Source organism: Bdellovibrio sp. ZFWA1, from assembly GCF_056175665.1.
The window spans coordinates 1,149,611-1,174,792 of the sequence record NZ_JBJKJH010000001.1; the positions used below are offsets into that span (position 1 = coordinate 1,149,611).

The window sequence follows — 25,182 nt, forward strand, 5'->3', positions numbered from 1 at the left end:
CCCTTTTTTTATTTGCACATCGATTGCAAATCATCCCAAGAAATAATCTGAACTCCAAGCCCCTGTGCCTTTTCTACCTTGCTTCCAGGGTCATCGCCCACGACTAAATAATTAAGTTTTGAAGATACCGAGCCCAAAATTTTGCCGCCCATCTTTTCGACAAAATCTTTCGCGTCATCGCGTTTCACGGGAAGTGTTCCCGTTATTAGAAAACTTTTACCTGAAAGTGGTCCATCCATATTTCGTAAAGGGCCGGCAATTTCTAATCCTGAATTTAAAATGCGCTTAACATCACTGATAATAGTTTTATTCCCCAACCATTTTAAAACTGATTGCGCAACTTTCGGCCCAATCTCTGGCACCGTCATAAGACTTTCAGCATCAGCATTTAAAAATCCCTCAATAGTCCCGTAATGATCCGCAAGATGCTTAGCTGTTTGCTCGCCGACAAATCGAATGCCAAATGCATATATGAATCGAGCCAGCTGTGTTTTTTTTGCGCCGTCTATACTTTTTATTATGTTGTCGGCACTTTTTTCACCTTGCCGCTCTAGTCTTAGAATGTCTTCTTTTTTTAGATAAAAAAGGTCGGAATAAGATTGAACAAGTTTTTGATCAACCAGAGTTTCAATCAGGCGATCGCCTATTTTGTCCATATTCATTGCACGGCGAGCTACGAAGTGCTTTAGACTTTCTTTAAAGATGGCAACACAAAGAGGATTCACACATCGTTTTACAACCTCGCCTTCTGCCTTTTCCGCAGGTTCCTGGCATACCGGACAGCAGTCAGGAATCGAGTAAGAAACAGAATTCTTGGGACGTTTTTCAAGAACGACAGAGACCACTTCAGGAATGACATCTCCCGCCCGCTGAACAACAACTGTGTCGCCGATGCGGATATCTTTACGGTCTATTTCTTCTTGGTTGTGAAGAGTGGCATTGGTAACGGTAACACCGCCCACTTTGACGGGACTCATAATGGCGACCGGAGTTAGTGCACCGGTGCGGCCCACTTGCACGATAATGTCTTCGATGGTTGTTATGGCTTGTTCCGGCTTAAATTTTGCGGCAGTTGCCCAGCGAGGAGAACGCGCAACTAAGCCCAGGTCCTCTTGTAAACGAAGGCTATTGACCTTGATGACAATGCCATCAATATCAAAAGGAAGAGAGGCCCTTTTTCGTTCTATGTCGCTATAAAATTCTGCGACTTCTTTTGCGCTTTTGCAAACCCTTACCAGGCTTGAATCTATCGATAAGATGGTTGGAATTTTATTTTGTTGAAAATATATTCCCAGGTCTTCCTGCTTTTTAAACTCGATACCGTCGATGGCTCCAAGCGAGTAAGCCAGAAATCGAAGCGGCCGGCTTGCTGCAATTCTAGAATCCAATTGACGAACTGTACCCGCCGCTGCATTTCGAGGATTGGCAAAAGGACTTAGTCCATTCTCTTGCTGCTGCTCGTTCATCTCAACGAAGTCATTTTTGAAAATTAGAACTTCGCCACGTACTTCAAAAAGGCTAGGAGCAGGAGTAGGTAGTGCCAGAGGAATACTCTTAATTGTTTTGATGTTTTGAGTAACATCTTCACCCGTTGTTCCATCCCCTCGAGTTAGAGCGCGAACAAGTCGCCCATTTTCATAAACAATCTCCATAGAGAGTCCGTCGAACTTAAGCTCTACGAAATATTCAATATCATCTTCGGTTTTTAAAAACTTTTTTACTTTTTGATCGAACTCAAAAATATCATCAATAGAATACGAATTCGCTAAAGACAGCATAGGAAGCCGGTGCTGAATTTTTTCAAAAGCATCTAGTGGTTTGGAGCCAACCCGCTGAGAAGGGCTGTCGGTCGTCGAAACGTCATATTGGGCTTCGATTTTTAGTAGCTCAGAAAATAACTTGTCGTATTCGAAGTCTGAAATTTCAGGCTTATCTAGTACATGGTAGTTGTAGTCATGCTTTGTGATAGAGGTGATAAGCTCTTGATGTTTCTTTAAAATTTCTTTGTTGGCCGGAGTCCTAGACATAGGTTTGGTTTTAACAAAAAATCAATTTTTAAAGAAGCAAAATAATTGAAATTTCGCTGCTCTTTTCATGACTAAGGCAGTGCAAGACGTTAAAGTGAAAGAGCTATTAGCAAATGGAGTTGCAAAGTGATTGACCATAAGATTGTTCAGAAGATGGCTAATTTATCAAGGCTCGAACTTGAAGATTCATCGCTACAGGAATATTCAAAAAAGTTGTCTGCGGCTCTGACTTATTTTGACCAACTATCTGGTATTAATACGCAAGGAGTATCGCCCATGGTTACTCCAGTTGAAATTGAATTTCGGATGCGAGCTGACGAAGTCGAAAACTATCACAAAACGGAAGAATTGATCAGCAATGCCCCTGATGTTGCGGGTCATCTATTTAAAGTTCCTCCAGTGGTGGGCTAACTATGGAATTTCATAAAGTCGAAATTAGTGAAATTTCAAAAATGGTCCGAAATAAAGAAGTATCAGCTGTGGAAGTGACACAATATTTTTTGGATCGAATAAAAAGACTAAATCCGCAGCTTAATGCTTACATTACGATCAATGAAGCAGCTATCGAACAGGCTCGCCTTGTCGATCAAAAACTAGCAAACAATGAAGAAGTAGGATCCCTAGCTGGAGTGCCAGTTGGAGTTAAGGATCTTTTATGTACTGCTGGGATTCGTACAACGGCTGCATCGAAAATGTTGAGTAACTTTACTCCACCGTACGATGCGACAGTTGTTGCTAGAATGAAAGCTGCGGGCGCAGTAGTTCTGGGAAAGTTAAACTCTGACGAATTCGCAATGGGTTCATCCGGAGAAACTTCTTTTTTTGGTCCAACCAAAAATCCATGGAATCTAGAATTTGTTCCCGGAGGATCGTCAAGCGGATCGGCTGCTGCACAAGCGGCTGGATTATGTGCTGTGGCCATCGGAACAGATACTGGCGGATCAATTAGGCAGCCAGCCAGCTTTTGTGGTGTTGTGGGAGTTAAGCCTACTTATGGTAGAGTTTCAAGACATGGAGTGATTGCTTACGCTTCGTCATTGGACCAAGCCGGACCCATGGCTCGAAGTGTTGCAGATGCGGCTCTACTTTTAGAAGTAATCTCGGGCTCTTGCACGTGGGATGCAACAACCTCAAATCGCGAAGTCCCAAAGTATTCCCAAGAACTAAATTCAAATGTCAAAGGGAAGAAAATTGGCGTTCTGAAAGAGTTTCTTACAGACAAACTTGATGCCGACGTAAAGACGGCTGTTGAGCAAGCTATTCAGGTTTTAGAAAATAATGGCGCAGAGATTGTTGAGGTCAGCGTGCCACTTTGTGAATTTGCTGTGCCAACATATTATTTAATTGCAGCCAGCGAAGCCTCTTCAAATTTAGCTCGATATGATGGAGTTCGCTATGGATATCGAGCAGATTTTCCGAATTTATCTGCTGTTGATCTGGAAAAATTTTACGGAAAGACTAGATCAGAAGGCTTTGGATCCGAGGTTAAGCTAAGAATCATGTTGGGGGCCTATTGTTTGTCCGCGGGTTATTACGATGCATTTTATAATAAAGCTGCCCAAGTGCGCCGATTGATTACCGAGCAATACCTTAAAGCTTTTGAAAAGTGTGACGTGATTATTTCACCTGTATCCACAGCGCCCGCCTTTAAAATAAATGAAAAGATCAGCGATCCAATTCAGATGTACATGAATGATATTTTCACAACTTCGACAAATCTTGCGGGCCTTCCTGGTTTAAGCGTTCCGTTTTCGAGTTCTCAATCGGGTATGCCAATTGGAATTCAATTAACCGCACGACATTTTGACGAGCAGCAGATCCTCGATATTGCTTATGCGCTTGAACAAGAGTCATTGGTGAAAGGACAAAAGCCCCATGTTAGTTAGAGGCTACGAACCCACAATTGGCATCGAGATACATGTTCAGCTATCGACGGCCTCTAAGATATTCTGTTCAGACTCAACAAAATTTGATGCTCTAGATAATGAAAACACCTCTCCGATATCACTGGGAATGCCGGGCACGTTGCCAACATTGAACGAAAAGGCAGTAGAATATGCTATTCGAACGGGCTTGGCTCTGGGTAGTCGTATTGATAAAGGATCGGTCTTTGCGCGGAAGAATTACTTCTATCCGGATCTTTCGAAGGGGTATCAGATCTCGCAATACGATAAACCAATTTGTTCTGGTGGACAGGTGAAGTTTTTTGTAGAGGGTGTAGAAAAAACCGTGAAGATCAATCGGGCCCATCTTGAAGAAGATGCAGGTAAATCTTCGCATTACGGAGATCTTACTTTAATTAATTATAACCGTGCTGGCATTCCCCTGCTAGAGATTGTTTCTGAACCAGAGATTCATACTCCAGCAGAGGCTGCAGAATACGGTCGCACAATTCGTCAAATTGTTCGGTATCTCGATGTGTGCGATGGAAATCTTGAAGAGGGCTCTATGAGATGCGACGTGAATGTTTCTGTACACAAGCCCGGAGAGCCCTTAGGTACAAAGGTTGAAATAAAAAACATCAATTCGTTTCGCTTTGTGGAAAAAGCCGTGGAATTCGAGATTCACCGGCAAATTGATGATCTAGAGCGCGGCCAAAGAATTCAACAGGAAACCAGGCTTTGGGATCCTGACAAGAATCGTACTTTTACAATGCGTACTAAAGAAGATGCGCAGGACTACCGATATTTTCCCGATCCAGACTTGCTGCCGTTGAACTTCAGTGGTGCTTGGGTTGAAGAAATTCGTGCAACCCTGCCCGAGCTTCCAATTGCGCGTGCACAAAGATTCATTAATCAGTACTCTTTATCTGCAATGGATGCAGATGTTTTGACGAAGGAAAAGCTAATTGCGGACTACTTCGAACAAACAGGCAAGGTCAGTCAAAACTTTAAGTCATCCGCTAATTGGATCATGACCGAGTTGATGCGAGAGCTTAATCAAGCCCAGATTGGTATAGAGAATTCACCAATTACTCCGCAACAGTTGGGTGAACTTATACGCCTAATAGATGTTGGTGAAATTTCTGGAAAGATCGCGAAAACGGTTTTTTCTGAAATGTGGAGCACAAAAAAGGATCCGCAGGTAATCGTTAAAGAAAAAGGCCTGGTTCAGATTACAGACACCACTGCTTTAGAGCAACTGATCGATAAGGTCCTTTTGGATAATGCAGTTCAGGTTCAAGATTTTAAAACCGGAAAGAAGCCAAATTTATTTGGATTCTTTGTGGGAGCTGTTATGAAGGCGAGCAAAGGCCAAGCAAGCCCAGATTTGGTGAACCGGATTTTATTGGAAAAGTTAAAGTAGGAATGAAACATGAAGATAGCCGCTTTAGATCTAGGTACAAATAGCTTTCTTTGTTTAATTGGTCGTGGCGACAAGAATGGCTTACATGAAGTGATTGCAGATCATATGGAAGTTGTTAGATTAGGCCAAGAAGTGAATCAAACACGGCGATTTCATCCAGATGCGCTAATAAGAGCCAAGGCATGTTTGGAAAGATTCAAGGTGGAGATCAATAAACATCAAGTAGAGAAGATTCATGCTGTCGCTACCAGCGCAGCTCGAGATGTTTCTAATGGTGAAGAGCTTTTTAGAATTGGTAAGGAACTAGGAATTCCCATTTCTATTATTGATGGTAAAGATGAAGCGCGTATTTCTTATGCCGGCGCTACTTGGGGCCACCAATCATTAGACGAAAATCTTTTAGTAATCGATGTGGGCGGGGGATCAACCGAGTATATTGTTGGTCGAAACGGCCAAATCCTTTTTGGCCATTCTCTGAATATTGGCGGAGTTCGACTCACCGAAAAGTACATTTCAAAACAACCCGTTACTCTTTCCGACAAATCAGCTATGATGGAATTTGTTGCGACTCAGGTCGAATCGATCTTGCCGATGTTAACGACAAATAAGGTCGATAAAGCATTGGCTGTTGCTGGCACACCCACTGCCCTAGCGGCAATTGAAATTGGCATCTTTGATGAAAAGAAGGTCGACGGATATTTTATTTCATTAGATCGCTTGAGACATTGGCAAAAAGAATTTGAAATAACTACCATTGAATATAAAAAGGAAAAATATGGCTTAGGCGGAAGGGCCGACATAATATTCGCTGGTATTTCAATATTGATCCACAGCCTCGAAGTCTTAAATTTACCTGGGATGTATGTTTCAACAAAAGGAGTTAGGTATGGTGTTGCTCAAGAGATTTGTTCCGGTCGTATTGCTTAGTGTTCTGTTCTCTCTTTCCTCCCTGGCGATCCAGTTTAAAAAAGAACTATTGATGGTTGGAAGTAAAAAGATTCAGGTAGACGTTGCTGAGTCTTCTGTCCAACAAGAGTACGGGTTAATGAATCGCACGAAAATGGCAGAGAATGAGGGGATGATCTTTGTCTTTTCTGACGAGAAAACTAGATTCTTTTGGATGAAAAATACATTGATTGATCTATCAATAGCTTTTGCAAATTCAAACGGCGAAATTATTGATATTCAAGAAATGAAGGCTATGAAGAAGACTGACACGGATCGTTCTTTACCAACCTATGCAAGTGCAGGACCGGCAAAATATGCTCTCGAGATGAATAAGGGATGGTTTAAGAAGAACCAGATTAAGGTCGGTGATAAGATTCGTTTCGTAAAGTAGATGTCTCAATGTTCCTTCAGATGTACATTACATAAGTCCAGCAATTTTATTAAGAATTGCATCATGAAACGAATGCGATTTTAATTATTATAAATGGCAACAGAAAGTTGCTGACCATCTATCAAGGATGAACACGTTATGATGAAGAAATTAGTCGTAGTATTTGCTGTCTTGGGTTTGATGTTTCAAACATCTTGTACTTCTAAGGACTCGAAACAAGAAACAGAAGCCGTAGCTGATTATGATGCCGCAGAAATGGCGGCCCTAGAGGGCGCTGAAGGCGGCGGTGGCGACGATGCTTTGATGAGTGGTGAGCTTCCAGAAGAAGCATTAGGCGAAGCAGCCCCTGCTGAGTCGAAGCCAAACGAAGTTGTAACGACTGAAACAACAACGACAGTTGCTGAAGAAAATCCTTTGGATTCTGCTGCGACTGTTGAAAGCACAGAAAAATCTACGATTTCAGAAATGGCCCCGGCCGAGCCGACAGCAGAAGTTCTGCCACCAGTAGAGCCTGCTCAAGAAAAGCCAGTCGAAGAAACGCCATCTTACACGGCGATGACCGAGCCCGCTCCAACGCCTACTCCTTCAAAGTCAGCATCTTTGCAAAAAATTAAGACTGCTCCTTTCAGAGAGAACGGAATCCTTGCTAATACTGTCTATTTTGCACGTCCAGGAGACTCTTTGGCGTCAATTAGCCAATCCATTTATGGCGAAGATAAGTCCGCGGATCTTAAGAAGGTGAATCCTTCTTTTAAAAAGCGTGATGTAAAGCCTGGTGATAAAGTTTATTTCAATTCTCCAAGACGACCTGATGACGAAGCTCGAATGATGACTTGGTATGAAGATAGCGGCATGACTCCTGAAGTTTATGTTGCCAAAGCTGGGGATAACATTCGTTCAGTTTCTAAAAAACTGTTGGGGTACTCTGATGCCTGGAAAGAAGTTTGGTCTTCGAACGAGCTTGAATCAAAAGGTAAGATGGACGAAGGCACCCAGATTCGCTATTGGGCGGCAGCTCCAGTTCCTGCCCCAGCGATGCCTGCTCAGCAGGAAGTAGCAGCAACTCTTCCGCCACCTCCAATGCCGGAAGCTTCGGCAGAGCTACCTCCACCACCAATGCCTGAAGAGCAGATGGCACAAAATGAAATTCCACCACCTCCTCCGCCGCCAGTGGCAGAGCAAATGGCTCCTCCACCACCGCCCCCTCCACCGGCTCCAGAAGTTGCTCAAGAGGCCGCTCCAGCTGAAGAAGCTGCCCCTGGAATGGACGAAGACATGACGCTGGCTTTGACTGCCGTTATGATTGCCGCTGCAGGCATGGCTGCTTTGATTGTTGTTCGTAAGAAAAGAAAACAGAAAGAAGCAGATCAGTCTCTTCACACAAACGTGGGATAACGAAATTAAAAGGAGCCTCGGGCTCCTTTTTTTTTGCCATTACTTAATTATTACTTAAAGATATTATTAAGAATGGCTAAAGAAACACATCTTTTCGATTTTCAAGACTATAAAGCTTACCTCGAGTATCGAGCTAAACAAGAGCGCGGTTTAAAATCTGCGCTAGCGGTGGCACTAAACTGTCAATCTGCCTACGTCTCGCAAATACTAAATGGCTTCGCTCATCTAAGCTTAGAGCAAGCAGACCTAGCCAATAAATTCTTTGCGCATACAGAAAAAGAGTCACATTATTTTATTCTTTTGATTCAAGAAGCCAAGGCTGGAACCAAATCTTTAAAAGAATACTTTCAGAATCAGCTGAAACAATTCAAAGAAGAGCAACTTAGTTATTTAAAGCGCAAAGACATTCCAGATTCTTTAGTAGCCGAGGATCAGGCCGTCTACTATTCGACCTGGGAGTATAATGTAATTCATATGGCGGTTACAATTCCCGGGCTAAGAACAAAGTCCGCGCTAATGAAGGCATTTAAGATTCCAGAGACAAAATTAAACAGATATATTGAATTCTTAGTTAGTAAGGGTCTAATTAAGCAAAAAGGCTCTGAATATTTTCCTGGTTCAACAGAAAACTACCTAGCCAGAAACTCTCCGTTTGTTAGGCAGTTGCACTTAAATACTCGGGCCCTTGCACTGCAGTCCTTAGACAGAGACAGTCTCGAGGATGCCCACTACTCGGTGGTTGTGACGCTTTCCAAGAAAGATGTTATTGCTTTGAAGAAAAGAATTAACGAATACATTGCCGAGATAGTTGAGATTGCTCAAAAGTCAAAAGAAGAGCATATCTTTGCTTTGAGCTTAGATTATTTTGATATTCAAAAATAAACTATTGCTGATGAACGAACCTTAAGTACTCCAATGCCGCTTTAACATATTGAAGATGTTCTTGGCTAAGATCCGAAACAGGCTCTTGATCATCCCGTAAACAAAATGTAACTGCAATGTCTCGATATTCAGGAGACCAAGCTTTCATTTCTTCTTGAATGGCTTTAAGAATTTCAGCTTCGGCCAGGTTTAGATTTTTTCTGGTAATCAAAGAATACTCAAGGGAAAGAATATTTGTCAGGGCCTGTCTTGCAATCTTTGAAAGCTCTGTCGAGTTAGATTCAGCCGAGGCCCAGCTATTAAGACGCTGATGTGAAAAAGCACTGCACAAAGACTTTCTAGAGATTGTAGAGCCACCACCAACTGTTACTCCGCCAAGTCCATTTTTTGATGGATTCGTAGTTGGCGGAAGTTTTGGAAGCTGGAAAATTTGGGGAGGATTCTTTAGAAGATCGGGAATATTAAGGTGGCCAGAATCGACAAGTGGCTGTTGTGCCTTTGTTGTAAAAGCTAAAAGAGTAATGGCCCAGAAAATAAAGATCTTCATGTTTTGCCTCCTGATGGGGAAACTTTCCGTATCTATATCCGTATTGAGGTGCAAATTATGAACCTAATAATTTATATGGCATTGGCGCTATAAAGCCTTTGAAGCAAAGCCATAATGTAAAAAATGCAGATCTGTCGATAAGAAGAACTGAATAATAGCCTCCTCTTATTTTAAGTTAAAATTAAATACTTATCTTAAAAAATTAAGTAATACTTAATAAAGGTTCGATAAATTAAGTCCTAAAATCTATAAGTTCTTTTCTGGCATTATTAAAAGTAGACCCATCAACAAAAACTAAATTGAGGGTTGAATATGGAAACAAACAAAAACAGAAATTCGGATCGGGTCCACAAAAAATTGGCAATGCTCTTATCCGCGGTTGCCATTTTTAGCACATCGGTCGAGGCAAGTCAGAGAAGGATTCTTAAAGCTCCTGCTGTAGCGTGGTCGAATATTGATGTGAATACGGGTCGAGGCCTGCGCCTTGGGCTTGGCTATGATAGCTTTAAGGATGATTCCACAGGAATTTGTGTGAAATTCCCTTCAGGCGTTTACGATGAGAATCGCCTGGAGGATACAAATTTTGAAAATACTTTTAAGTTGGAACTTATTGAATCGAAATATGACCTAGCAAAGAAAATGGGAATCACGGCTTCGGCGAGTATTAAGTCAGGCTGGGGTAAGGGATCGGCGACTGCTAGCTATTTAGACGAGCAAAAAATAAATAAGTACTCGATCTATATTTTAGTGTCGAATGAGGTTTTGATTCCTTCTCAGACAATTCAAGACGAGCTTTTGGACGAAGACTACAAGGACTTAGCGATCTCTCATCCCGAGGCTTTTCGACAAAAGTGCGGAAATGAATTTGTAGCAAGTATTCAACGAGGTGGGGTGCTTTATGGACTATTGCGTTTGGATACCGAGGATAGCAATTCATTTAATCAAATCAAAACCTCGTTGCGCGCGAAGGTTGGTACCTTTAAAGCGGCCGTTGATTTCGAACGGTCGATTCTAGAGATCACCCAAAAGAAGAACTTTCAGATTTTTTTCCACCAAATTGGCGGGCAAACTCGCCAGAATCCAACATCAATTGAAGAGCTATTAGAAAGAGCGAGACAGTTCCCGATTGAGGTTTCAAAAAGACCAATACCAATTAAAGCGGTCACGGCTCCTTATTACCAGCTGAAGAATTTTCCTATTGGCCCGACTCCCTTCGAAACCTCTGTGCAAGAGAGCGTGATAGAAGATCTTAGTAGAACTCGATTTAAGCTGACTGATGAAAAAAATAATATCGAATATATTCTTGAAAATTCTAAGCAGTTCGCTCAATTTAACGCAAACGATCTATTGGATCGGGTCGAATATCTTAATCAAAAAATCAATGGCGTTAATGTGGCCACAAAAAAATGCTTCGCTAATTATGACAGATGCCATTTCCCTGAAGATTTAAGATTGGTTGCTTTTGAACTTCCACAGCGAATGTCCATAGGAAGTGCTGACTTTCAATGTAAGATCCGAACTCACGAAGAGTGTGGCTATGTTTATAAAACTTTGCGAAGTCCTGCCTGCGGAGTTGAGGCATATAACGAACAAAGAGATGCCATTTGTGGAGTTGAAGAATTCAACACGGCAGAAACAGAAATTTGTGGTGTAGAAACTTATAAGCAGAGTATTGGCGCGGTCTGCGGAGTCGAAAGATATAAAGAGGGAAAGGGAGGCCCTTGTGGTTATGAAGATATGTGTTGGGCTTTGCGAAAATCCCCTGGCGGGGGTGACGGCTGCCGTTCCTTACCTAAAACTTGCCGAGATCCGAAGTTTGGTATCGAGAGCTATGCTTCTTGCCGGCATGAAAGCTTCGGAGTCGAAAAATATAAGGCGTGTTCGGATCCGTCTCATGGGCCAAAGACTTTTAAGATGTGCAGGTCTCCAAAATTTGGTGTGGCTTCATACAAGGAGTGCGAACATATATCCCATGGAGTGGTTGCAGTTAAGCAGTGCAAGTTGTTTGAATCTGTTGAACAAAATACCGGGATTTTAAAATATTCTCGTTGTGAATAGAAAAAGGGACCTTGTGGTCCCTATAAAATTATATTGGTGGTTTTTTGCGGGTTATGCGACATTCTTAAGAATGTTTCCAAAAACATCTCGGCGAGTCTCTCTGTGGTTCTCTGCAAAATAGATCAGATCATCCACAATCTGAGCATCGCGATTGTTGTTGGGGACAAACTTAATCCCACAACCATTCGAGTTACTCCATACAACTAGTGCTGGTACCAATCGTTCACGATCGCCAACAACAAGTTTTACTTGCAGTCTCTCGCGCGGTTTGAATTCACCTTCCGGAGTTTCAATAAAAGCTCCAGTGAGGCTAATGTTTCTGATGTAACCCTTGTTTTCAGAACGTGCGTAGTTTTTTTTAAAAGCCACTTCAAGATGAAGAGGCGTTCGTGGTGCCGGAACATTGTAAACATCTTGCACGGTATTCTCCTCAAAATAACGTTAGGTTCTTCATAATTATGTTTCGGCAATAGTTGGGAAATATTAAGGCTAGAACGAAAAAATAATATTTTAGGTCCAAAGTATCTCGGTATCTTAAAATTTGTGTTTCAACATGAAACACTTTTAACGACCTCTTTAGAATTAATTAAGCAAAATCAGAGTGTCACTCGACATTACCTAATAAAGATTTTGGGGATTAGGTTGAGTTTAAAACCTTGTAAACTAAAATGGGGCCTATGAAAATAGCAGTTGTTGGGTCGGGAATATCAGGTATTGGTTCTGCATGGTTGTTAAGCGATAAGCACGAGGTCACTTTATTTGAAAAAGACAGTCGACTAGGTGGGCATTCTTATACTGTGGATATCACTGTGGATAATGTGAACTTTCCGGTCGACACGGGGTTTTTGGTTCACAATGATCAGACATATCCGCACATCATTGAATTTTTCAAAGCTTTAGGAATTCGCACAGCCCCTTCTGAAATGACTTTGGCAATCAAGATTCTAAAAAGTGGTATGGAGTGGGGTGGTGAAAATCTAAAAACCGTCTTTGCGCAGAAGCGAAATCTTTTTAGTTTAAAGTTCTGGCGAATGATCAAAGACATTATCCGCATGAATAAGCGCTCTAAAGAGTATTTAGAAACCACAAAGGCAAGCCAAGCTTCACTAGGGCAGTTCTTGGCTGATGAAAAATTTTCGGAAGAATTTATTCATTGGTATTTAATGCCTATGGGAGCATCGATTTGGTCCACGCCGACCAAAGAGATGCGGGATCTCTTCGTCTGACAGATCCGAACGGCGGGGTTCATCACTTTCAAGGCACGCAGCCCGGACCTGCGGCTGATCTTGAAATACGCAACTGGCAAGCCATCAATGACATATTCAAAAAAGGAGATATTGGCCTGGCAGAATGCTACCGAGACGGCATGATTCATACACAAAGTGTCGCGGACTTTATTCATTGGGCCTGTTTGAACGAAGATCTTTTGGTCGAACAATTTCACGGTAGTTGGGTGGGAACGCTTCTGTACAAAGTTAAGCACATGCTGAATAAAAATACCGAGGCCGGAAGCAAAAAGAATATTTCTGCTCACTACGATTTGGGAAATTCTTTTTATCAACTTTGGTTAGATAAGAGTATGACCTACTCTTCGGCATACTTTAAAAATCCGACAGACTCATTATTTGAAGCCCAAAAAAACAAATACAATTCGATCTTAGATAAATTGAATCTTAAAGATAATGATACGATTTTAGAAATTGGTTGTGGTTGGGGCGGCTTTATCACTGAAGCGGTTCGACGGAACGTAAAGATTGTCGCCTTAACTATTTCTGAAGAGCAGTATAAATTTGTCGAGCGACTTATTGAGGATAATGGATGGGACGACAAAGTGACGCTGCTTAAGCAGGACTACCGCCAGCACATTGGTCAATATGACCACGTCGTTTCAATCGAAATGATCGAGGCAGTTGGTTTTGAATACTGGCCAACATATTTTGAAAAAATTAAATCAGTTTTGAAGCCCGCTGGCTCAGCGGTGATTCAGGGAATATCAATTCGTGATGATTTATTTGAAGACTATAAAGCTGGAACAGACTTTATCCAGCAATATATATTTCCTGGCGGAATGTTACTTGGTGATTCGGCCGCCGCAAAAGTTTGGGAGTCTAAGGGGTTGCGCCTTGCAGAGGTTGATTACTTCGGCCTTTCTTATGCGAAGACACTGAATCTTTGGGCCGAAAAGTTTAATGATCAGAGTCAACAAGTTCAGGCATTGGGGTTCGATCAGGCCTTCATGCGCATTTGGAACTTTTATTTGGGCTACTGTGAGGGCGCTTTTTTGGCTGGTCGTGTGAATGTAGCCCACTATCATTTGGTGGTTAAATAATGGAAAACGTGAATTACGCATTAAAGTTGGCAGAGTTAAAAAAATTCTACGAAGAGTTTGGTCCGAATAATATTCACCAAATGGCCAATATATATAGCGAGCCAACTTATTTTAAAGACCCCTTTCATACAATGACATCAGTTCAAAAAGAACTTATTCCTTATTTTACAAAGGCGTTTACAAAGCTTCAAAACAGCCGTTTTGATTTTCATGAGGCTGTCTTGGAGGGCAATAAAGCTTTCTTAATTTGGGACATGAGCTTTGAAATTAGCGGGAAAAAATTTAAAATTCATGGTTCAAGTTTTATAGAATTTGACGAGCAAGGAATGGTTAAAAAACATCGTGATTACTGGGATTTAGCGGAAGAGCTTTACGAAAAGCTACCCGCCGTGGGGCTTCTATTTAGAGCCTTCAAAAAGATTTTCGGTTGACAAAAGGTCCAGTTAGGAAGGAAAGTGAGATTACTTGCTGCGACAATCGTCGCCGCCCCGATCTCTCTCATTAATCTTATCTTTCTTATTTTCTAATACATTAAAGGAGCCCATTTTGTCTGATAAACAAGACCAACCCGGTGTTGAAGTAGTCAAAAAGCGTGGACGTAAAGCTGCAACCTCAGAAACACCTGCTGCCGAAAAAACAGAAACAAAAGCAAAGTCAGCTCCTGTTGAAGATTCAGATTCAAAACCGAGCCAAGAATCAAAAGCTGTAGAAGCAAAAACTGAATCCCCTGCCCCAAGCGAAGCACCTGTCGCGGCTTCAGCTCCAGCAGAAACTAGTTCCGAAGGTGGAGCGGCTCCCCAGCAGCAACAAAATCAGAACCAAAATCAAAATCAAAACCGCAACGAACATCGTCAACAAAATTTCCGCCGTTTTGATAATAACAATAATAAAAATCGCCATAACAATAACAACAATGGCGGCCGTCATAACAATAACAACAATAATCAAAGACGTGATTTCCGTGATCGTAATAATAACGATCGCAATGATAGAAACGATCGTCATGACCGTCACGACAGACACGATCGCAACAATGACCGCTACGATCGTCAAGACCGCCGTGGGCCAATGCCTGAAGAGTATCAACAGCCACAGATTGCTGGTGAGGACGGAGTAGTAACAGCAGCTCATTTAGCGCCGGTCAACGAGGCAGATCTAGCAGATATCCAACTAACAGATGAAGAGAAGAGTTGGTTATCTTCTAAAGACTTGAAAACAAAAAACATCCAAGAACTGACTGATCTTGCGTTCAAATTGAAAATTGAAAACGCTGCGGGTCTTCGTCGTCAGGATATGATCTTCGAAATCCTTAAGCGTGCCGCTAAACTTGGCCACGATATCGCAGGTTCTGGCGTTCTTGAAATCCTTCCTGATGGTTATGGATTCTTAAGATCTCCTGACTATAACTACTTACCAGGACCAGATGATATCTACGTCAGCCCATCACAGATTCGTCGTTTTGGTTTAAGAACTGGTGATACAGTCACTGGAACAGTACGTCCTCCGAAAGATGGCGAACGATATTTTGCCTTGTTGAAAGTTGATTCATTGAATTTTGAAACAACTGAAAAAGGGAAAGATAAAATCCTTTTTGATAACTTAACGCCTCTTTATCCAAATGAAAGACTTCGTCTAGAACACAATCCTGGCGATTACACGACTCGCGTAGTAGACTTGATGGCTCCACTTGGAAAGGGTCAGCGTGCTTTGATCGTTGCTCCGCCAAGAACTGGTAAAACTGTTCTTATGCAAAGTATTGCTAACGCAATCACAGCCAACCACCCTGAAGTGAAGTTGATCGTACTATTGATCGATGAACGCCCGGAAGAAGTGACTGACATGCAAAGAACTGTAAAAGGCGAAGTTGTTTCTTCTACTTTCGATGAACCACCAACTCGTCACGTTCAAGTTGCTGAAATGGTCATTGAAAAGGCAAAACGTTTGGTTGAGCACAAGCATGACGTTGTTATCTTGTTAGACTCTATCACTCGTTTAGCTCGTGCTTACAATACGGTTGTTCCACCGTCTGGAAAGATCCTTTCTGGTGGTGTGGATTCAAATGCACTTCATAAACCAAAACGTTTCTTCGGTGCGGCTCGAAACATTGAAGAAGGTGGTTCATTAACGATTATCGCGACAGCATTGATCGATACGGGTTCGCGCATGGACGAAGTTATCTTTGAAGAATTCAAAGGAACTGGTAACGCCGAAATTCATCTTGATCGCAAGTTGATGGAAAAACGTATCTTCCCTTGCATGGACATTAATAAATCAGGCACTCGTAAAGAGGACCTTTTGATTGATAAGGGTGACTTGAACCGCTTGTGGATTTTAAGAAAAGTTTTGGCACCGATGAACGTTGTTGATGCCATGGAATTCTTGATCGATAAGGTCGAGGGGTCCAAAACTAACACTGACTTCTTGAAGTCGATGTCTGGATCATCTTAGACCTAAAAGACGTATAAGGTATTGAATCCCCTAAGATTTATTAAAACTTAGGGGTTAAATTGGGCTCAATTTCCTGCCGAAAAAATCAGCGTTTTTCCCTTGGCAGGGTTAGCTCAGTATGTTAAACCCTTGAGACTTGAGATTTATAGTAAGATAAGGAATCAGGACTATGAAAGAAAACCTCCACCCAAAAGTTCGTGAAGTGATTTTTAAAGACATTTCTTGCGATTTCGCATTTAAAGGTACTTCAACTCTTAACTCTGGTGAAACAATCAAGTGGGAAGATGGCAAAGAGTATCCTCTTATTAAAGTGGATGTTTCTTCAGCTTCACACCCATTCTTCACTGGTAAACAACGTGTAATGGATACTGAAGGCCGCATCGATCGCTTTAAGAAGAGATACGGTAAGAAGTAAATTGATCAATCCTCGGCAACGGGGTTCTGAATCATTAATGAATGCGGTTCAAGCGGTGAACCGCATTTTGTTTTTCTCATTCGGAGTGATGCAGCTATGTTTTCTAAGCTAGACGAAGTTGATTCAAGATATGAGCAGGTCAATTTAGCCCTGCAGCGGCCTGATATTGCCAACGATCAGAAGCAATATCGTTCTTTAATGAAAGAGCTGGCGGACCTTGAAAAGATTGTTGTTGTTTATCGCGAATATAAAAAGAAAGTCGCGGGGCTTAAAGAAAGCAAAGAACTTTTAACTGCTGAATCCGATGCGGAAATGAAAGAGATGATTCGCGAAGAAATCCGGCAACTCGAGACGGATATTCCATTACTCGATCATCAATTAAAAATTCTTTTGATCCCTAAAGATCCAAACGATGACAAGAACGTTCTTCTTGAAATCCGTGCTGGGGCTGGTGGTGATGAAGCGTCTTTATTTGCTGAAGAGATGTTTCGTGGTTACTCTCACTACGCTTCTGGCCAAGGCTGGAAAGTGGAATTGCTTTCTTTCAGTGAAGGCAACGTGGGCGGTGCCAAAGAAATTATCGCCTCTGTTTCTGGCGATGCCGTCTTTTCAAAATTAAAATATGAATCAGGTGTTCACCGCGTACAACGTGTTCCGAAAACGGAATCACAAGGTCGCATTCACACATCAACTATCACTGTGGCTGTTATTCCTGAAGTTGAAGTTTCAGAAGTAAAAATCAACATGAATGATGTGCGTATCGACGTTATGCGTGCGCAAGGTGCCGGTGGTCAGTCCGTCAACAGAACTGAATCAGCGGTGCGCGTAACTCACATTCCTTCAGGGATTGTGGTTTTCTGCCAAGAAGGTAAGTCGCAGTTGACGAACAAGGAAAAGGCTTTCCAAATTCTTTACTCTAAGCTTCAACAACTTGAAGACGATAAAGTACGTCAAGAGGCTTCGGATGCTCGTCTTGAGCAGATCGGAACTGGCGATCGTTCAGAGCGTATTCGTACTTACAACTTTCCACAGACGCGAATTACAGATCACCGTATTGGTTTAACAATCCATCAGCTGGATGAAGTTATGAATGGAAAATTCGAGAGTCTTATCGATCCGCTCATGGCCCACTTCCAAGCAGAAGCTTTGAAGAAACAAAGCTCTCAATAATAAAAATGAAACTTCAGGAAGTTCTCACTAAAACAACTCAGTTTTTCAAAGAGAAGAATTTCCACTCGCCCCGCCTTGATGCTGAATTATTATTGGCGCACGGACTGGGGCTCGAGCGAATTCAACTTTATCTAAAATTCGATCAACCCCTAAGCGAAGTCGAACTGACTCGTTGTCGTGATTTGGTTCGGCGCAGAACTCAAGGGGAGCCGATTGCTTATATCTTGGGTTATCGAGATTTTTTCGGTCACAGATTCAAAGTAACTTCGGCAACTCTAATTCCTCGCCCCGAAACAGAACATCTTGTCGAAGAAGCTTTAAAATGGTTTGAAGATCAAAAATTAGAAGCTCCATTATTTGCAGACTTGGGAACTGGGACTGGATGTATCGCCATTTCAATTTTGAAGTCGCTGCCGAAGGCGAAAGCCGTGATGGTGGATATTTCGTCAGAGGCCTTAGAAGTTGCAAAAGAGAATGCTCGAGAGCTTGGTGTTTTTGATCGGATAGAGTTTCTACATTTAAATGCCTCGGATTGGCTGGATCAAACTTCAAATCTTGGGCTCTTTGATGCCATCTTATCGAACCCTCCTTATATCGCGGTGGATGATCCTCAGGTGGAGGCAATGGTCCGTAAATACGAGCCAAGTCAGGCCTTGTTTGCAGACAACCAAGGGTTGGCATTACTTTTTGATTGGGTCACCAAGGCATTGAAACCATTAAAAAATCCTGGATTGATGGTGATGGAAATGGGATCTACCCAAGCTGTTCAAATGGTAGACAAACTTGAATCTTTAACAGCTTATAAAGAAGTGCGTGTGATTAAAGATCTTTCGGGGCATGATAGGCTGATTTTCGGAGTAAAAAAACATGGATAGAATGGTAGTGACAGGCGGCGCCTGTTTAAATGGTGAAATAGCTGCATCCGGAGCAAAGAACTCTGTATTGCCAATTTTGTTTGCGACCTTGTTGGCCGAAGGCGAGCACGTATTTAGAAATGTTCCCAAACTTCGTGATATTCAATCAACTTCTGATCTTTTAGAGAGCCTTGGTTGTGAAACCAAGTGGGATGGAGATCTTTTTAAAGTTAAAGTAAACAAAGTCACTTCAACAGAAGCATCTTACGATTTAGTTCGTAAAATGCGTGCATCATTTTTATGTATGGGGCCGATGCTTGCTAAATATGGCGAAGCCGTGGTTTCACAACCGGGTGGTTGTGCTATTGGGACTCGTCCGATTGATTTACACTTAGATGCTTTTAGAGCCTTGGGTGCAGAGATCACTCAGCGTGAAGGCTATGTTCATGCTTCTGCTAAAAAGTTAAAAGGTGGAACGATTCTTTTTGAAACTGTCACTGTTGGTGGAACTGAGAACGCGATGATGGCTGCTTGTTTAGCAGAGGGTCGCACAATCATTGAAAATGCTGCCAAGGAACCAGAGATCGTAGATCTTGCTGAGTACCTTAACAAGATGGGCGCTCGAATCATGGGTCATGGTACAAGTATCATCACGATCGAAGGCGTTGAACAGTTGACTCCATCCGAGCACTATATTTTGCCTGATCGTATTGAAGCTGGAACATTGTTGATTGCCGGCGCGATCACCAAAGGTGAAGTAACTGTTACTCGCTGTGTGCCAGAACACTTAGAGGCCTTAGTTATTAAAATGCGAGATGCAGGTTTTAAAATTGAAGTGGGTTCAGATTCGTTGACGGTGTTAAAGAACGACAGTTGGAAGGCCGTTGATATCACCACAGCTCCACACCCACTTTTCCCTACGGATCTTCAGGCGCAGTTTATGGCATTGATGTCGGTAGCTCACGGAACCTCGATCATTCAAGAGACTATATTTGAAAATCGGTTCATGCACGTTCAAGAACTTGTTCGTTTGGGTGCTGATATTACTCCTAAAACTCGTGTTGCCGTTGTTCGTGGAAAGCCGGGTCAACTTACGGGAGCTCCTGTTATGGCGACCGACTTAAGAGCTTCTGCATCGATGGTGCTAGCTGGTCTGGTTGCTTCAGGAGAGACGACAATTAATCGTATTTATCACTTGGATCGTGGTTATGAAAAATTGGAAGATAAGTTGGCCAAACTAGGTGGCAAAGTTCGTCGTATCGATTAGCAGTTAATAAAATATCCTTACTAATTAAATACTTAAAAACCACCTCTAGCGAGGTGGTTTTTTTTTACATGCATATTGGCAAAAAAAAACACCTCTTCGGGAGGGGACCGTCGAGGTGCTAGAAAAAAAATCAAGTCTCAGCCCGTGGAGGGGATTGGGCCGAGACCCTATCCAAATCTGCGAATAAACGCGAATCAGGATTAATAAACAATACTTAAAGGGGAATTCGTTTTTGTGGGGGTAGAAGCGCGGGCTACTGCAGATATCGCAAGTACAGTCAGGATGTAAGCAGCAATCAACAAGTTCTTAACCATCAGGTTGTGTCCTCCGCAAAAACTTGCTTTTTAATAAAGCAATCACTGTGCCAGATATACGAGCGCTTGAACTTCATTTTAAGTGCAAAAGAAGAAGTAATAATATCAAATCAGTTCCAAAGTGGATTTACAGGTGATTCCATAATGGGTCCGTCGTGCCAAACTGGTACTTAAGTCTGGACTCTAAAATCAATCGTACTAGTCGTGTGCAAGCTCTTCTATAATTAAAAAGTCATGAATCGAATACAAGTCACCTGGGTCGTTAAAACATCAAAAGGTCAAATCAAAGGACCTTACTCTACTGAAGCCATTCTGCGAATGATTGGTGAGGGTGCTTTTAGCGGTCATGAGATGATATCGAAAATGCCCGACGGCAAATGGACGCTTATTTCACAGGAGCCCGCATTTTATGACAAACTTCTTGAGGCGCTTGAGGGAGTTGTCGATCACGATCCGGTAAAGGCGAATAAGATGGAGGCGGAAACAGTCATTACTGTATTGCCCCCTACTCAACCCAAAACTCAACCAAATTTCATTAAGGAAGACCCTTCTGCCAGTGCAAAAATAAATTTTGAAAATGTTGTGCCGGTTGCTCAGCCCACTCATATTCCTCGGCCCGGCGCAATTCCTTCTACCGGCGGACCTGGCGGTGCAGATTCTTCGGTGATCGAACTAAAGAATGTTGATTTGATGGCTAAAGAAGATTTCAAAGAAAATTTTAAAAAGCCGTTAATGATTGTTATGGTTGTTTTGGTTTTAGTCGGAGCTTGGTTGTTTCTGTCAGAGGAAGACTTAAGTTCTGCAGAAAAAATATCGTTGCTTGCGCCGAAAACGACGATTGGAAAAATTGGAGAATCTGAACTTCGAGAAAAGTTTAATGGCGCCTTAAGCGCCATTCAGTCAGATACGGTGAAGTCTTATCTACAGGCACAGAGTTTACTTGTTTCTATTGTCGAGGCTTCTAGCGGTTTAAATAAAGATACTAACTTAGAAGTGCGAGCTTTGCTTTGTTATGTCTATAAAGAGCTTTGGCCATACGCAAAGCAAGACTCGGACGATATTCGAACAATTGCTAACATGACCCAAGGAACTCGCGGGATTGATGTCATTAGTCCTCATGGGCAGCTTTGTGAGGTTGTGAAGATCTATACTTCAGGTCGTTATAAAGAAGCACGTTCGGTCTTAGATTCAACATTAGAAACTGCAGGACGGTTTTCATTATTTCCAATTTTGTACCAACTTAAAGGCGAGCTGCTCGAGGCAGAAAAAGATTATACCCACGCTCTTCCCTACTACGAAAAAGCCTATGAAAGCTGGACGACAAAGTGGATGAAGCCTCCGGTTTCGATTGCTTCGGTTTTAATGAAAACAAATCGAGAGTCCGAGGCGCTGGGATGGCTTAAACGAGTGATCGATGGAAATCCGCAGCACAAGGCAGCTCGATATCTTTATGGAACTATTGAATACCGTAATTTTAGAAAGGCTGACTCTGCGTTTGCCTATCTCAAAGCAGCAACAGAAATTAATGACCGAGCCCCGGCAAGTATCGAAGCAGAGGCTTTGTTTTCTTATGCAGAGATTCTAGCTTCTAAAAATGAAAAGAGTGAGGCGCGAAAATATGCAGAGCGAGCGTTCAGCTTAAATCCCAACAATCCTGAAATTCGTCAGCTGGTTTTGAAATTGGGTGGCAGTGACAAGGTTGAAAAGGACAGATCCAAAGCTCAGCTCTTATTTTTGGGTGACGAGTATATGCGCCAAGGCGACTGCTTGGCGGCCCAAGCAGAATACAAAGCCGCGTTCGAAACCGATCCTAAAAATGGAACGGCGGCTATGAAGGCAGCTAAGTGTCTATGGCAGCTCAATCAAACTTATGAATCTATCGAGTGGCTGAAGAAAGCGATCAAAGCGGAGCCTCAATTTATTTCTGCATACGTATTGCAGGCAGATTATCTTTCACAGCGCTATGATTTTACTTCGGCTTTCAACGTCTTGTCGACAGCGACAAGAATTGCTCCGAACAACTACGAAGTATTAAGAGGCTTAGCTCTGTTGGAATTTAGGAAGAACAATATGCGAGCAGCAATCAATTATGGCATGCGCTCCATGAAGGCCTATGATGGCGATATCGACACGTATATTTTGTTATCTCAAGCTAGTGCAAAATTAGCACTTTCGATCACGCCAATAAATAAAAAAGAAATTGAACGTAAGGATACAGCGGCCCGAGATGCTATGAGATATGCAACAAAGGCGATTGAAATTGATGCGACGAACTCAGATGCTCAGGTGACGTACGCGAAGACACTGGCTTTGATTAACGGTGTTGATATTGGATTAAATTATCTAAGAGATCTGACTAAAAAGTTTTCTTATTCGATGGAGTACAAAGTTGCATTAGGTGATCTGTACCGCACAGAAGACCGATTTACTCAGGCCAAGGATGTTTATGAAGCTGTTGTTGATCTTGATCCAAAAAACAAGAAAGCTTGGCTTGGGTTGGGAGATAGTTACAAAGCCTTGGCTTTAAATGAAAAGGCTTTAAATGCATTTCTTTCTGCGGCTATTCTAGACCCATCGGATGGTGAGGCTCTTTTTCAGGCTGGTAAGCTTTATTTTGAAACAAATCGCTTTCAAGAATCTATTCAGCAGTTTAAGCGGGTTCAGGCTATCAATCCAAAATTTCCCAGAACTTATTTTTATATTGGTCGGGCCGCATTGGCGGGCGGAGACTTTAATTTGGCATTAGAGGCAGCCAAGCTGGAAAAACAAATGAATCCCAATACGGCGGACCCCTACCTGTTGATGGCCGAAGTTTTTTCGGCGCGTCGCCAATACAGCGACTGTGCTACTGAATATGCTGCAGCATTGCGTTTGCGGTCTGGGGGAGCGGATATTTATGTAAAAGCGGCCCAGTGCTATCGCCAGGCAGGCTCGATGGATATTGCCGAGAACATGTTGGCTATGGCCGGGGCTCGGGAGTCTGGGTATGCAGAAATTTATCGCGAGCAAGGTGCAATATACGATATAAAAGGTGATGTCAGGGCGGCAATTCAGGCATACAATACATACCTAGGATTGTCTCCGAATGCGCCGGATCGCGCAGAGGTCGAGGCAAAGATAAGATCTTTAGGAGGAAGGTAATATGGGATTAGCTGATAAGATGAGCATGATGGCAGACAATATGAAAACAGGCGCAAGGAATTCTTCGTTGGCAGCTTTTCATATGTTTTTGCGCCTTCTTACGGGTTTCTTTTTAGGTCTTACCCTGGGGTTGATTTTCCAAACCTTTATCGGATTTGGAACATTTGCTTTACTCTTCTTTATGGTGGTTACTATTGCCGTGATGTGGAAAATCATGTCCTCCTGGAGCTTTGGTCAAATTTTTATCTTTGATTTGATCTGTGTTCTTGTCGCTATGTTACTCAGAATGTATATTCTGCTCGCTCCATAGTCGGAGTCTTAAAATAGGATTTTTATGATTGATATTAAATTGCTCGAGCGTAAAGCCGAAAATGGTCCCAGCTATTTTGACGAATATAAACAAGGTCTCATCAATCGTGGGGCTTCGACGGACTCTCTTGATCAGCTGATGGAGCTAAATAAAAAGCGTAAAGAGTTGATTCATTTAGCCGAAACTTCAAAAGCTAATCAAAATAAAATCAGTGGTGATATCGGCAAAATCAAGCGCGAGGGCGGAGATGCTTCGGCTTTGATGGCCGAGGTTGAGAAGTTAAAAACTGAAGTGAAAGAAGCTGAAACTCGTGCTGCAGAGATGGATGCACAGGTTCAGAACTTTGCTTTAACTTTGCCAAACAAACCACACAGCTCAGTTCCTTTTGGAAAAGGAGCCGAGGATAATAAAGAAGTAAAAGTATATGGCGCACCTACAAAGTTTACTTTCAAAGCTAAAGAGCATTGGGAGCTTGGCGAAGCTTTAGACATCATCGATTTCGAGCGCGCTGGTAAAGTGACTGGCACCCGCTTTGCTTTTCTAAAAGGAGCTGCGGCTCGAATTGAACGCGCTTTGATTCAGTTTATGATGGATTTGCATTCTAATAAACACGGTTACACTGAAATGATTCCGCCGTTTATTGTGAACAGCAATTCACTTTTGGGGACAGGTCAGTTTCCAAAATTCAAAGAAGACGTCTTTCATTTGGCGGGCTCTGATTATTATTTGATTCCGACCGCTGAAGTTCCAGTAACGAACTATTTTAACAATGAGATCTTGAACGAAACAGATTTGCCGAAGAGTTTTTGTGCTTACTCTCCATGTTTTCGTTCGGAAGCTGGAAGCGCGGGCCGCGACACCAAGGGTTTGATTCGTCAACACCAATTCGACAAAGTTGAATTGATGACTTTCTGTCATCCGGATAAATCCTATGAGTTCCATGAGGCTTTGACGTCTCATGCGGAACAAGTGTTGATGGATTTGGAGCTTCCGTTTAAGCGTATGCTCCTTTGCACGGGCGATATGGGCTTTGGATCATCAAAAACTTATGATTTGGAAGTTTGGTTGCCGGGGCAAAACGCTTATCGCGAGATCAGCTCATGCTCAAACTTCGAGGACTTCCAAGCCCGTCGCGCTAACATTCGTTTCCGTTCAGCAGGTGGAAAGCCTCAGTTTGTGCACACATTGAATGGCTCTGGCTTGGCTGTGGGGCGAACTTTGATTGCGATCCTTGAAAATTACCAGCGTGAAGATGGGTCCGTGGCGATTCCTAAGGCTTTACAGCCTTATATGGGCGGCATGACCGAGATTCGAAAGAAATAACGCAAAGTATAAAATTGATCTGGTGTGTTTAAATGCTTGAAACCAAGGCCTAAAACC

General features: G+C 42.4%; 22 protein-coding genes. 19 read left to right on the forward strand and 3 right to left on the reverse strand.

Annotated elements, in window-relative coordinates; all coding sequences use genetic code 11:
- Nucleotides 1–8 precede the first annotated feature (8 nt).
- Entirely contained in the window at nt 9–2,027 is a 2,019-nt protein-coding gene (gene ligA, locus AC04MN_RS05490) for an NAD-dependent DNA ligase LigA (RefSeq protein WP_475382187.1), read from the reverse strand.
- A 126-nt stretch (nt 2,028–2,153) separates the two neighbouring features.
- On the opposite strand from ligA, the gene gatC reads away from it, so the two are divergent.
- The 7 genes from gatC (at nt 2,154) to AC04MN_RS05525 (ending at nt 8,949) form a co-directional block, all read left to right on the forward strand.
- Nucleotides 2,154–2,438, forward strand: coding sequence for an Asp-tRNA(Asn)/Glu-tRNA(Gln) amidotransferase subunit GatC (gene gatC, locus AC04MN_RS05495; RefSeq protein WP_475382188.1), 285 nt, complete (start codon nt 2,154–2,156; stop codon nt 2,436–2,438).
- A 2-nt stretch (nt 2,439–2,440) separates the two neighbouring features.
- Nucleotides 2,441–3,913, forward strand: coding sequence for an Asp-tRNA(Asn)/Glu-tRNA(Gln) amidotransferase subunit GatA (gene gatA, locus AC04MN_RS05500; RefSeq protein ID WP_475382189.1), 1,473 nt, complete (start codon nt 2,441–2,443; stop codon nt 3,911–3,913).
- Nucleotides 3,903–5,333 carry an Asp-tRNA(Asn)/Glu-tRNA(Gln) amidotransferase subunit GatB gene (gene gatB / locus AC04MN_RS05505; RefSeq protein WP_475382190.1) on the forward strand — a complete coding sequence of 477 codons (1,431 nt, stop codon included), beginning with the start codon at nt 3,903–3,905 and terminating at the stop codon, nt 5,331–5,333. Before gatA ends, gatB begins: the two co-directional genes overlap by 11 nt.
- A 9-nt stretch (nt 5,334–5,342) precedes the next feature.
- Nucleotides 5,343–6,260 (forward strand): Ppx/GppA phosphatase family protein, encoded by a 918-nt coding sequence (locus tag AC04MN_RS05510; protein WP_475382191.1) that lies wholly within the window; start codon nt 5,343–5,345, stop codon nt 6,258–6,260.
- Nucleotides 6,220–6,672, forward strand: a complete 453-nt coding sequence (locus AC04MN_RS05515) for a DUF192 domain-containing protein (RefSeq protein ID WP_475382192.1) — start codon at nt 6,220–6,222, stop codon at nt 6,670–6,672. Before AC04MN_RS05510 ends, AC04MN_RS05515 begins: the two co-directional genes overlap by 41 nt.
- 138 nt (nt 6,673–6,810) lie before the next feature.
- On the forward strand, nt 6,811–8,067 hold the full coding sequence (locus tag AC04MN_RS05520; protein WP_475382193.1) for an LPXTG cell wall anchor domain-containing protein: 1,257 nt from the start codon (nt 6,811–6,813) through the stop codon (nt 8,065–8,067).
- 72 nt (nt 8,068–8,139) lie between these two features.
- The gene (locus AC04MN_RS05525; RefSeq protein WP_475382194.1) at nt 8,140–8,949 is read left to right on the forward strand and encodes a TIGR02147 family protein; all 810 of its coding nucleotides are present in this window, start codon (nt 8,140–8,142) and stop codon (nt 8,947–8,949) included.
- 1 nt (nt 8,950) lies between these two features.
- Here the strand turns inward: AC04MN_RS05525 and AC04MN_RS05530 are convergent, their stop codons facing one another.
- On the reverse strand, nt 8,951–9,496 hold the full coding sequence (locus AC04MN_RS05530; RefSeq protein ID WP_475382195.1) for a hypothetical protein: 546 nt from the start codon (nt 9,494–9,496) through the stop codon (nt 8,951–8,953).
- A 312-nt stretch (nt 9,497–9,808) separates the two neighbouring features.
- On the opposite strand from AC04MN_RS05530, the gene AC04MN_RS05535 reads away from it, so the two are divergent.
- The gene (locus AC04MN_RS05535) at nt 9,809–11,554 is read left to right on the forward strand and encodes a hypothetical protein (RefSeq protein WP_475382196.1); all 1,746 of its coding nucleotides are present in this window, start codon (nt 9,809–9,811) and stop codon (nt 11,552–11,554) included.
- A 51-nt stretch (nt 11,555–11,605) separates the two neighbouring features.
- Here AC04MN_RS05535 and AC04MN_RS05540 read toward each other — a convergent pair whose 3' ends face one another.
- Entirely contained in the window at nt 11,606–11,974 is a 369-nt protein-coding gene (locus tag AC04MN_RS05540) for a PilZ domain-containing protein (protein WP_475382197.1), read from the reverse strand.
- Between the two features lie 257 nt (nt 11,975–12,231).
- Here AC04MN_RS05540 and AC04MN_RS05545 point away from each other — a divergent pair, with 257 nt between their 5' ends.
- The 11 genes from AC04MN_RS05545 (at nt 12,232) to serS (ending at nt 25,125) form a co-directional block, all read left to right on the forward strand.
- Nucleotides 12,232–12,780, forward strand: a complete 549-nt coding sequence (locus AC04MN_RS05545) for an NAD(P)-binding protein (protein ID WP_475382198.1) — start codon at nt 12,232–12,234, stop codon at nt 12,778–12,780.
- Nucleotides 12,738–13,883: a class I SAM-dependent methyltransferase gene (locus tag AC04MN_RS05550; RefSeq protein WP_475382199.1), complete on the forward strand. Its 1,146-nt coding sequence runs from the start codon at nt 12,738–12,740 to the stop codon at nt 13,881–13,883. The genes AC04MN_RS05545 and AC04MN_RS05550 overlap by 43 nt, the downstream gene beginning before the upstream one ends.
- Nucleotides 13,883–14,314, forward strand: coding sequence for a nuclear transport factor 2 family protein (locus AC04MN_RS05555; RefSeq protein WP_475382200.1), 432 nt, complete (start codon nt 13,883–13,885; stop codon nt 14,312–14,314). The genes AC04MN_RS05550 and AC04MN_RS05555 overlap by 1 nt, the downstream gene beginning before the upstream one ends.
- Before the next feature lie 115 nt (nt 14,315–14,429).
- Nucleotides 14,430–16,331 (forward strand): transcription termination factor Rho, encoded by a 1,902-nt coding sequence (rho, locus tag AC04MN_RS05560; RefSeq protein ID WP_475382201.1) that lies wholly within the window; start codon nt 14,430–14,432, stop codon nt 16,329–16,331.
- 169 nt (nt 16,332–16,500) lie between these two features.
- Nucleotides 16,501–16,746, forward strand: coding sequence for a type B 50S ribosomal protein L31 (locus tag AC04MN_RS05565; protein ID WP_475382202.1), 246 nt, complete (start codon nt 16,501–16,503; stop codon nt 16,744–16,746).
- A 96-nt stretch (nt 16,747–16,842) separates the two neighbouring features.
- Nucleotides 16,843–17,916 (forward strand): peptide chain release factor 1, encoded by a 1,074-nt coding sequence (gene prfA, locus AC04MN_RS05570; RefSeq protein ID WP_475382203.1) that lies wholly within the window; start codon nt 16,843–16,845, stop codon nt 17,914–17,916.
- 5 nt (nt 17,917–17,921) lie between these two features.
- Entirely contained in the window at nt 17,922–18,791 is an 870-nt protein-coding gene (prmC, locus tag AC04MN_RS05575) for a peptide chain release factor N(5)-glutamine methyltransferase (protein ID WP_475382204.1), read from the forward strand.
- On the forward strand, nt 18,784–20,037 hold the full coding sequence (murA, locus tag AC04MN_RS05580) for a UDP-N-acetylglucosamine 1-carboxyvinyltransferase (RefSeq protein WP_475382205.1): 1,254 nt from the start codon (nt 18,784–18,786) through the stop codon (nt 20,035–20,037). The genes prmC and murA overlap by 8 nt, the downstream gene beginning before the upstream one ends.
- Before the next feature lie 548 nt (nt 20,038–20,585).
- The gene (locus AC04MN_RS05585) at nt 20,586–23,492 is read left to right on the forward strand and encodes a tetratricopeptide repeat protein (RefSeq protein WP_475382206.1); all 2,907 of its coding nucleotides are present in this window, start codon (nt 20,586–20,588) and stop codon (nt 23,490–23,492) included.
- Nucleotide 23,493: 1 nt separating this feature from the next.
- A complete protein-coding gene (locus AC04MN_RS05590) occupies nt 23,494–23,802 on the forward strand; it encodes a hypothetical protein (protein WP_475382207.1) in 309 nt (102 codons plus the stop codon).
- 24 nt (nt 23,803–23,826) lie between these two features.
- On the forward strand, nt 23,827–25,125 hold the full coding sequence (gene serS, locus AC04MN_RS05595; protein WP_475382208.1) for a serine--tRNA ligase: 1,299 nt from the start codon (nt 23,827–23,829) through the stop codon (nt 25,123–25,125).
- The last annotated feature ends 57 nt before the right edge of the window (nt 25,126–25,182 follow it).

Excerpts from the sequence above, each read along its gene's own strand:
- ligA (WP_475382187.1), bottom strand. The coding sequence starts at position 2,027 with ATGTCTAGGACTCCGGCCAACAAAGAAATTTTAAAGAAACATCAAGAG.
- gatA (WP_475382189.1), top strand. The coding sequence starts at position 2,441 with ATGGAATTTCATAAAGTCGAAATTAGTGAAATTTCAAAAATGGTCCGA.
- gatB (WP_475382190.1), top strand. The coding sequence starts at position 3,903 with ATGTTAGTTAGAGGCTACGAACCCACAATTGGCATCGAGATACATGTT.
- AC04MN_RS05510 (WP_475382191.1), top strand. The coding sequence starts at position 5,343 with ATGAAGATAGCCGCTTTAGATCTAGGTACAAATAGCTTTCTTTGTTTA.
- AC04MN_RS05515 (WP_475382192.1), top strand. The coding sequence starts at position 6,220 with ATGGTGTTGCTCAAGAGATTTGTTCCGGTCGTATTGCTTAGTGTTCTG.
- AC04MN_RS05520 (WP_475382193.1), top strand. The coding sequence starts at position 6,811 with ATGATGAAGAAATTAGTCGTAGTATTTGCTGTCTTGGGTTTGATGTTT.
- AC04MN_RS05525 (WP_475382194.1), top strand. The coding sequence starts at position 8,140 with ATGGCTAAAGAAACACATCTTTTCGATTTTCAAGACTATAAAGCTTAC.
- AC04MN_RS05530 (WP_475382195.1), bottom strand. The coding sequence starts at position 9,496 with ATGAAGATCTTTATTTTCTGGGCCATTACTCTTTTAGCTTTTACAACA.
- AC04MN_RS05535 (WP_475382196.1), top strand. The coding sequence starts at position 9,809 with ATGGAAACAAACAAAAACAGAAATTCGGATCGGGTCCACAAAAAATTG.
- AC04MN_RS05545 (WP_475382198.1), top strand. The coding sequence starts at position 12,232 with ATGAAAATAGCAGTTGTTGGGTCGGGAATATCAGGTATTGGTTCTGCA.
- AC04MN_RS05555 (WP_475382200.1), top strand. The coding sequence starts at position 13,883 with ATGGAAAACGTGAATTACGCATTAAAGTTGGCAGAGTTAAAAAAATTC.
- AC04MN_RS05565 (WP_475382202.1), top strand. The coding sequence starts at position 16,501 with ATGAAAGAAAACCTCCACCCAAAAGTTCGTGAAGTGATTTTTAAAGAC.
- prfA (WP_475382203.1), top strand. The coding sequence starts at position 16,843 with ATGTTTTCTAAGCTAGACGAAGTTGATTCAAGATATGAGCAGGTCAAT.
- prmC (WP_475382204.1), top strand. The coding sequence starts at position 17,922 with ATGAAACTTCAGGAAGTTCTCACTAAAACAACTCAGTTTTTCAAAGAG.
- murA (WP_475382205.1), top strand. The coding sequence starts at position 18,784 with ATGGATAGAATGGTAGTGACAGGCGGCGCCTGTTTAAATGGTGAAATA.
- AC04MN_RS05585 (WP_475382206.1), top strand. The coding sequence starts at position 20,586 with ATGAATCGAATACAAGTCACCTGGGTCGTTAAAACATCAAAAGGTCAA.
- AC04MN_RS05590 (WP_475382207.1), top strand. The coding sequence starts at position 23,494 with ATGGGATTAGCTGATAAGATGAGCATGATGGCAGACAATATGAAAACA.
- serS (WP_475382208.1), top strand. The coding sequence starts at position 23,827 with ATGATTGATATTAAATTGCTCGAGCGTAAAGCCGAAAATGGTCCCAGC.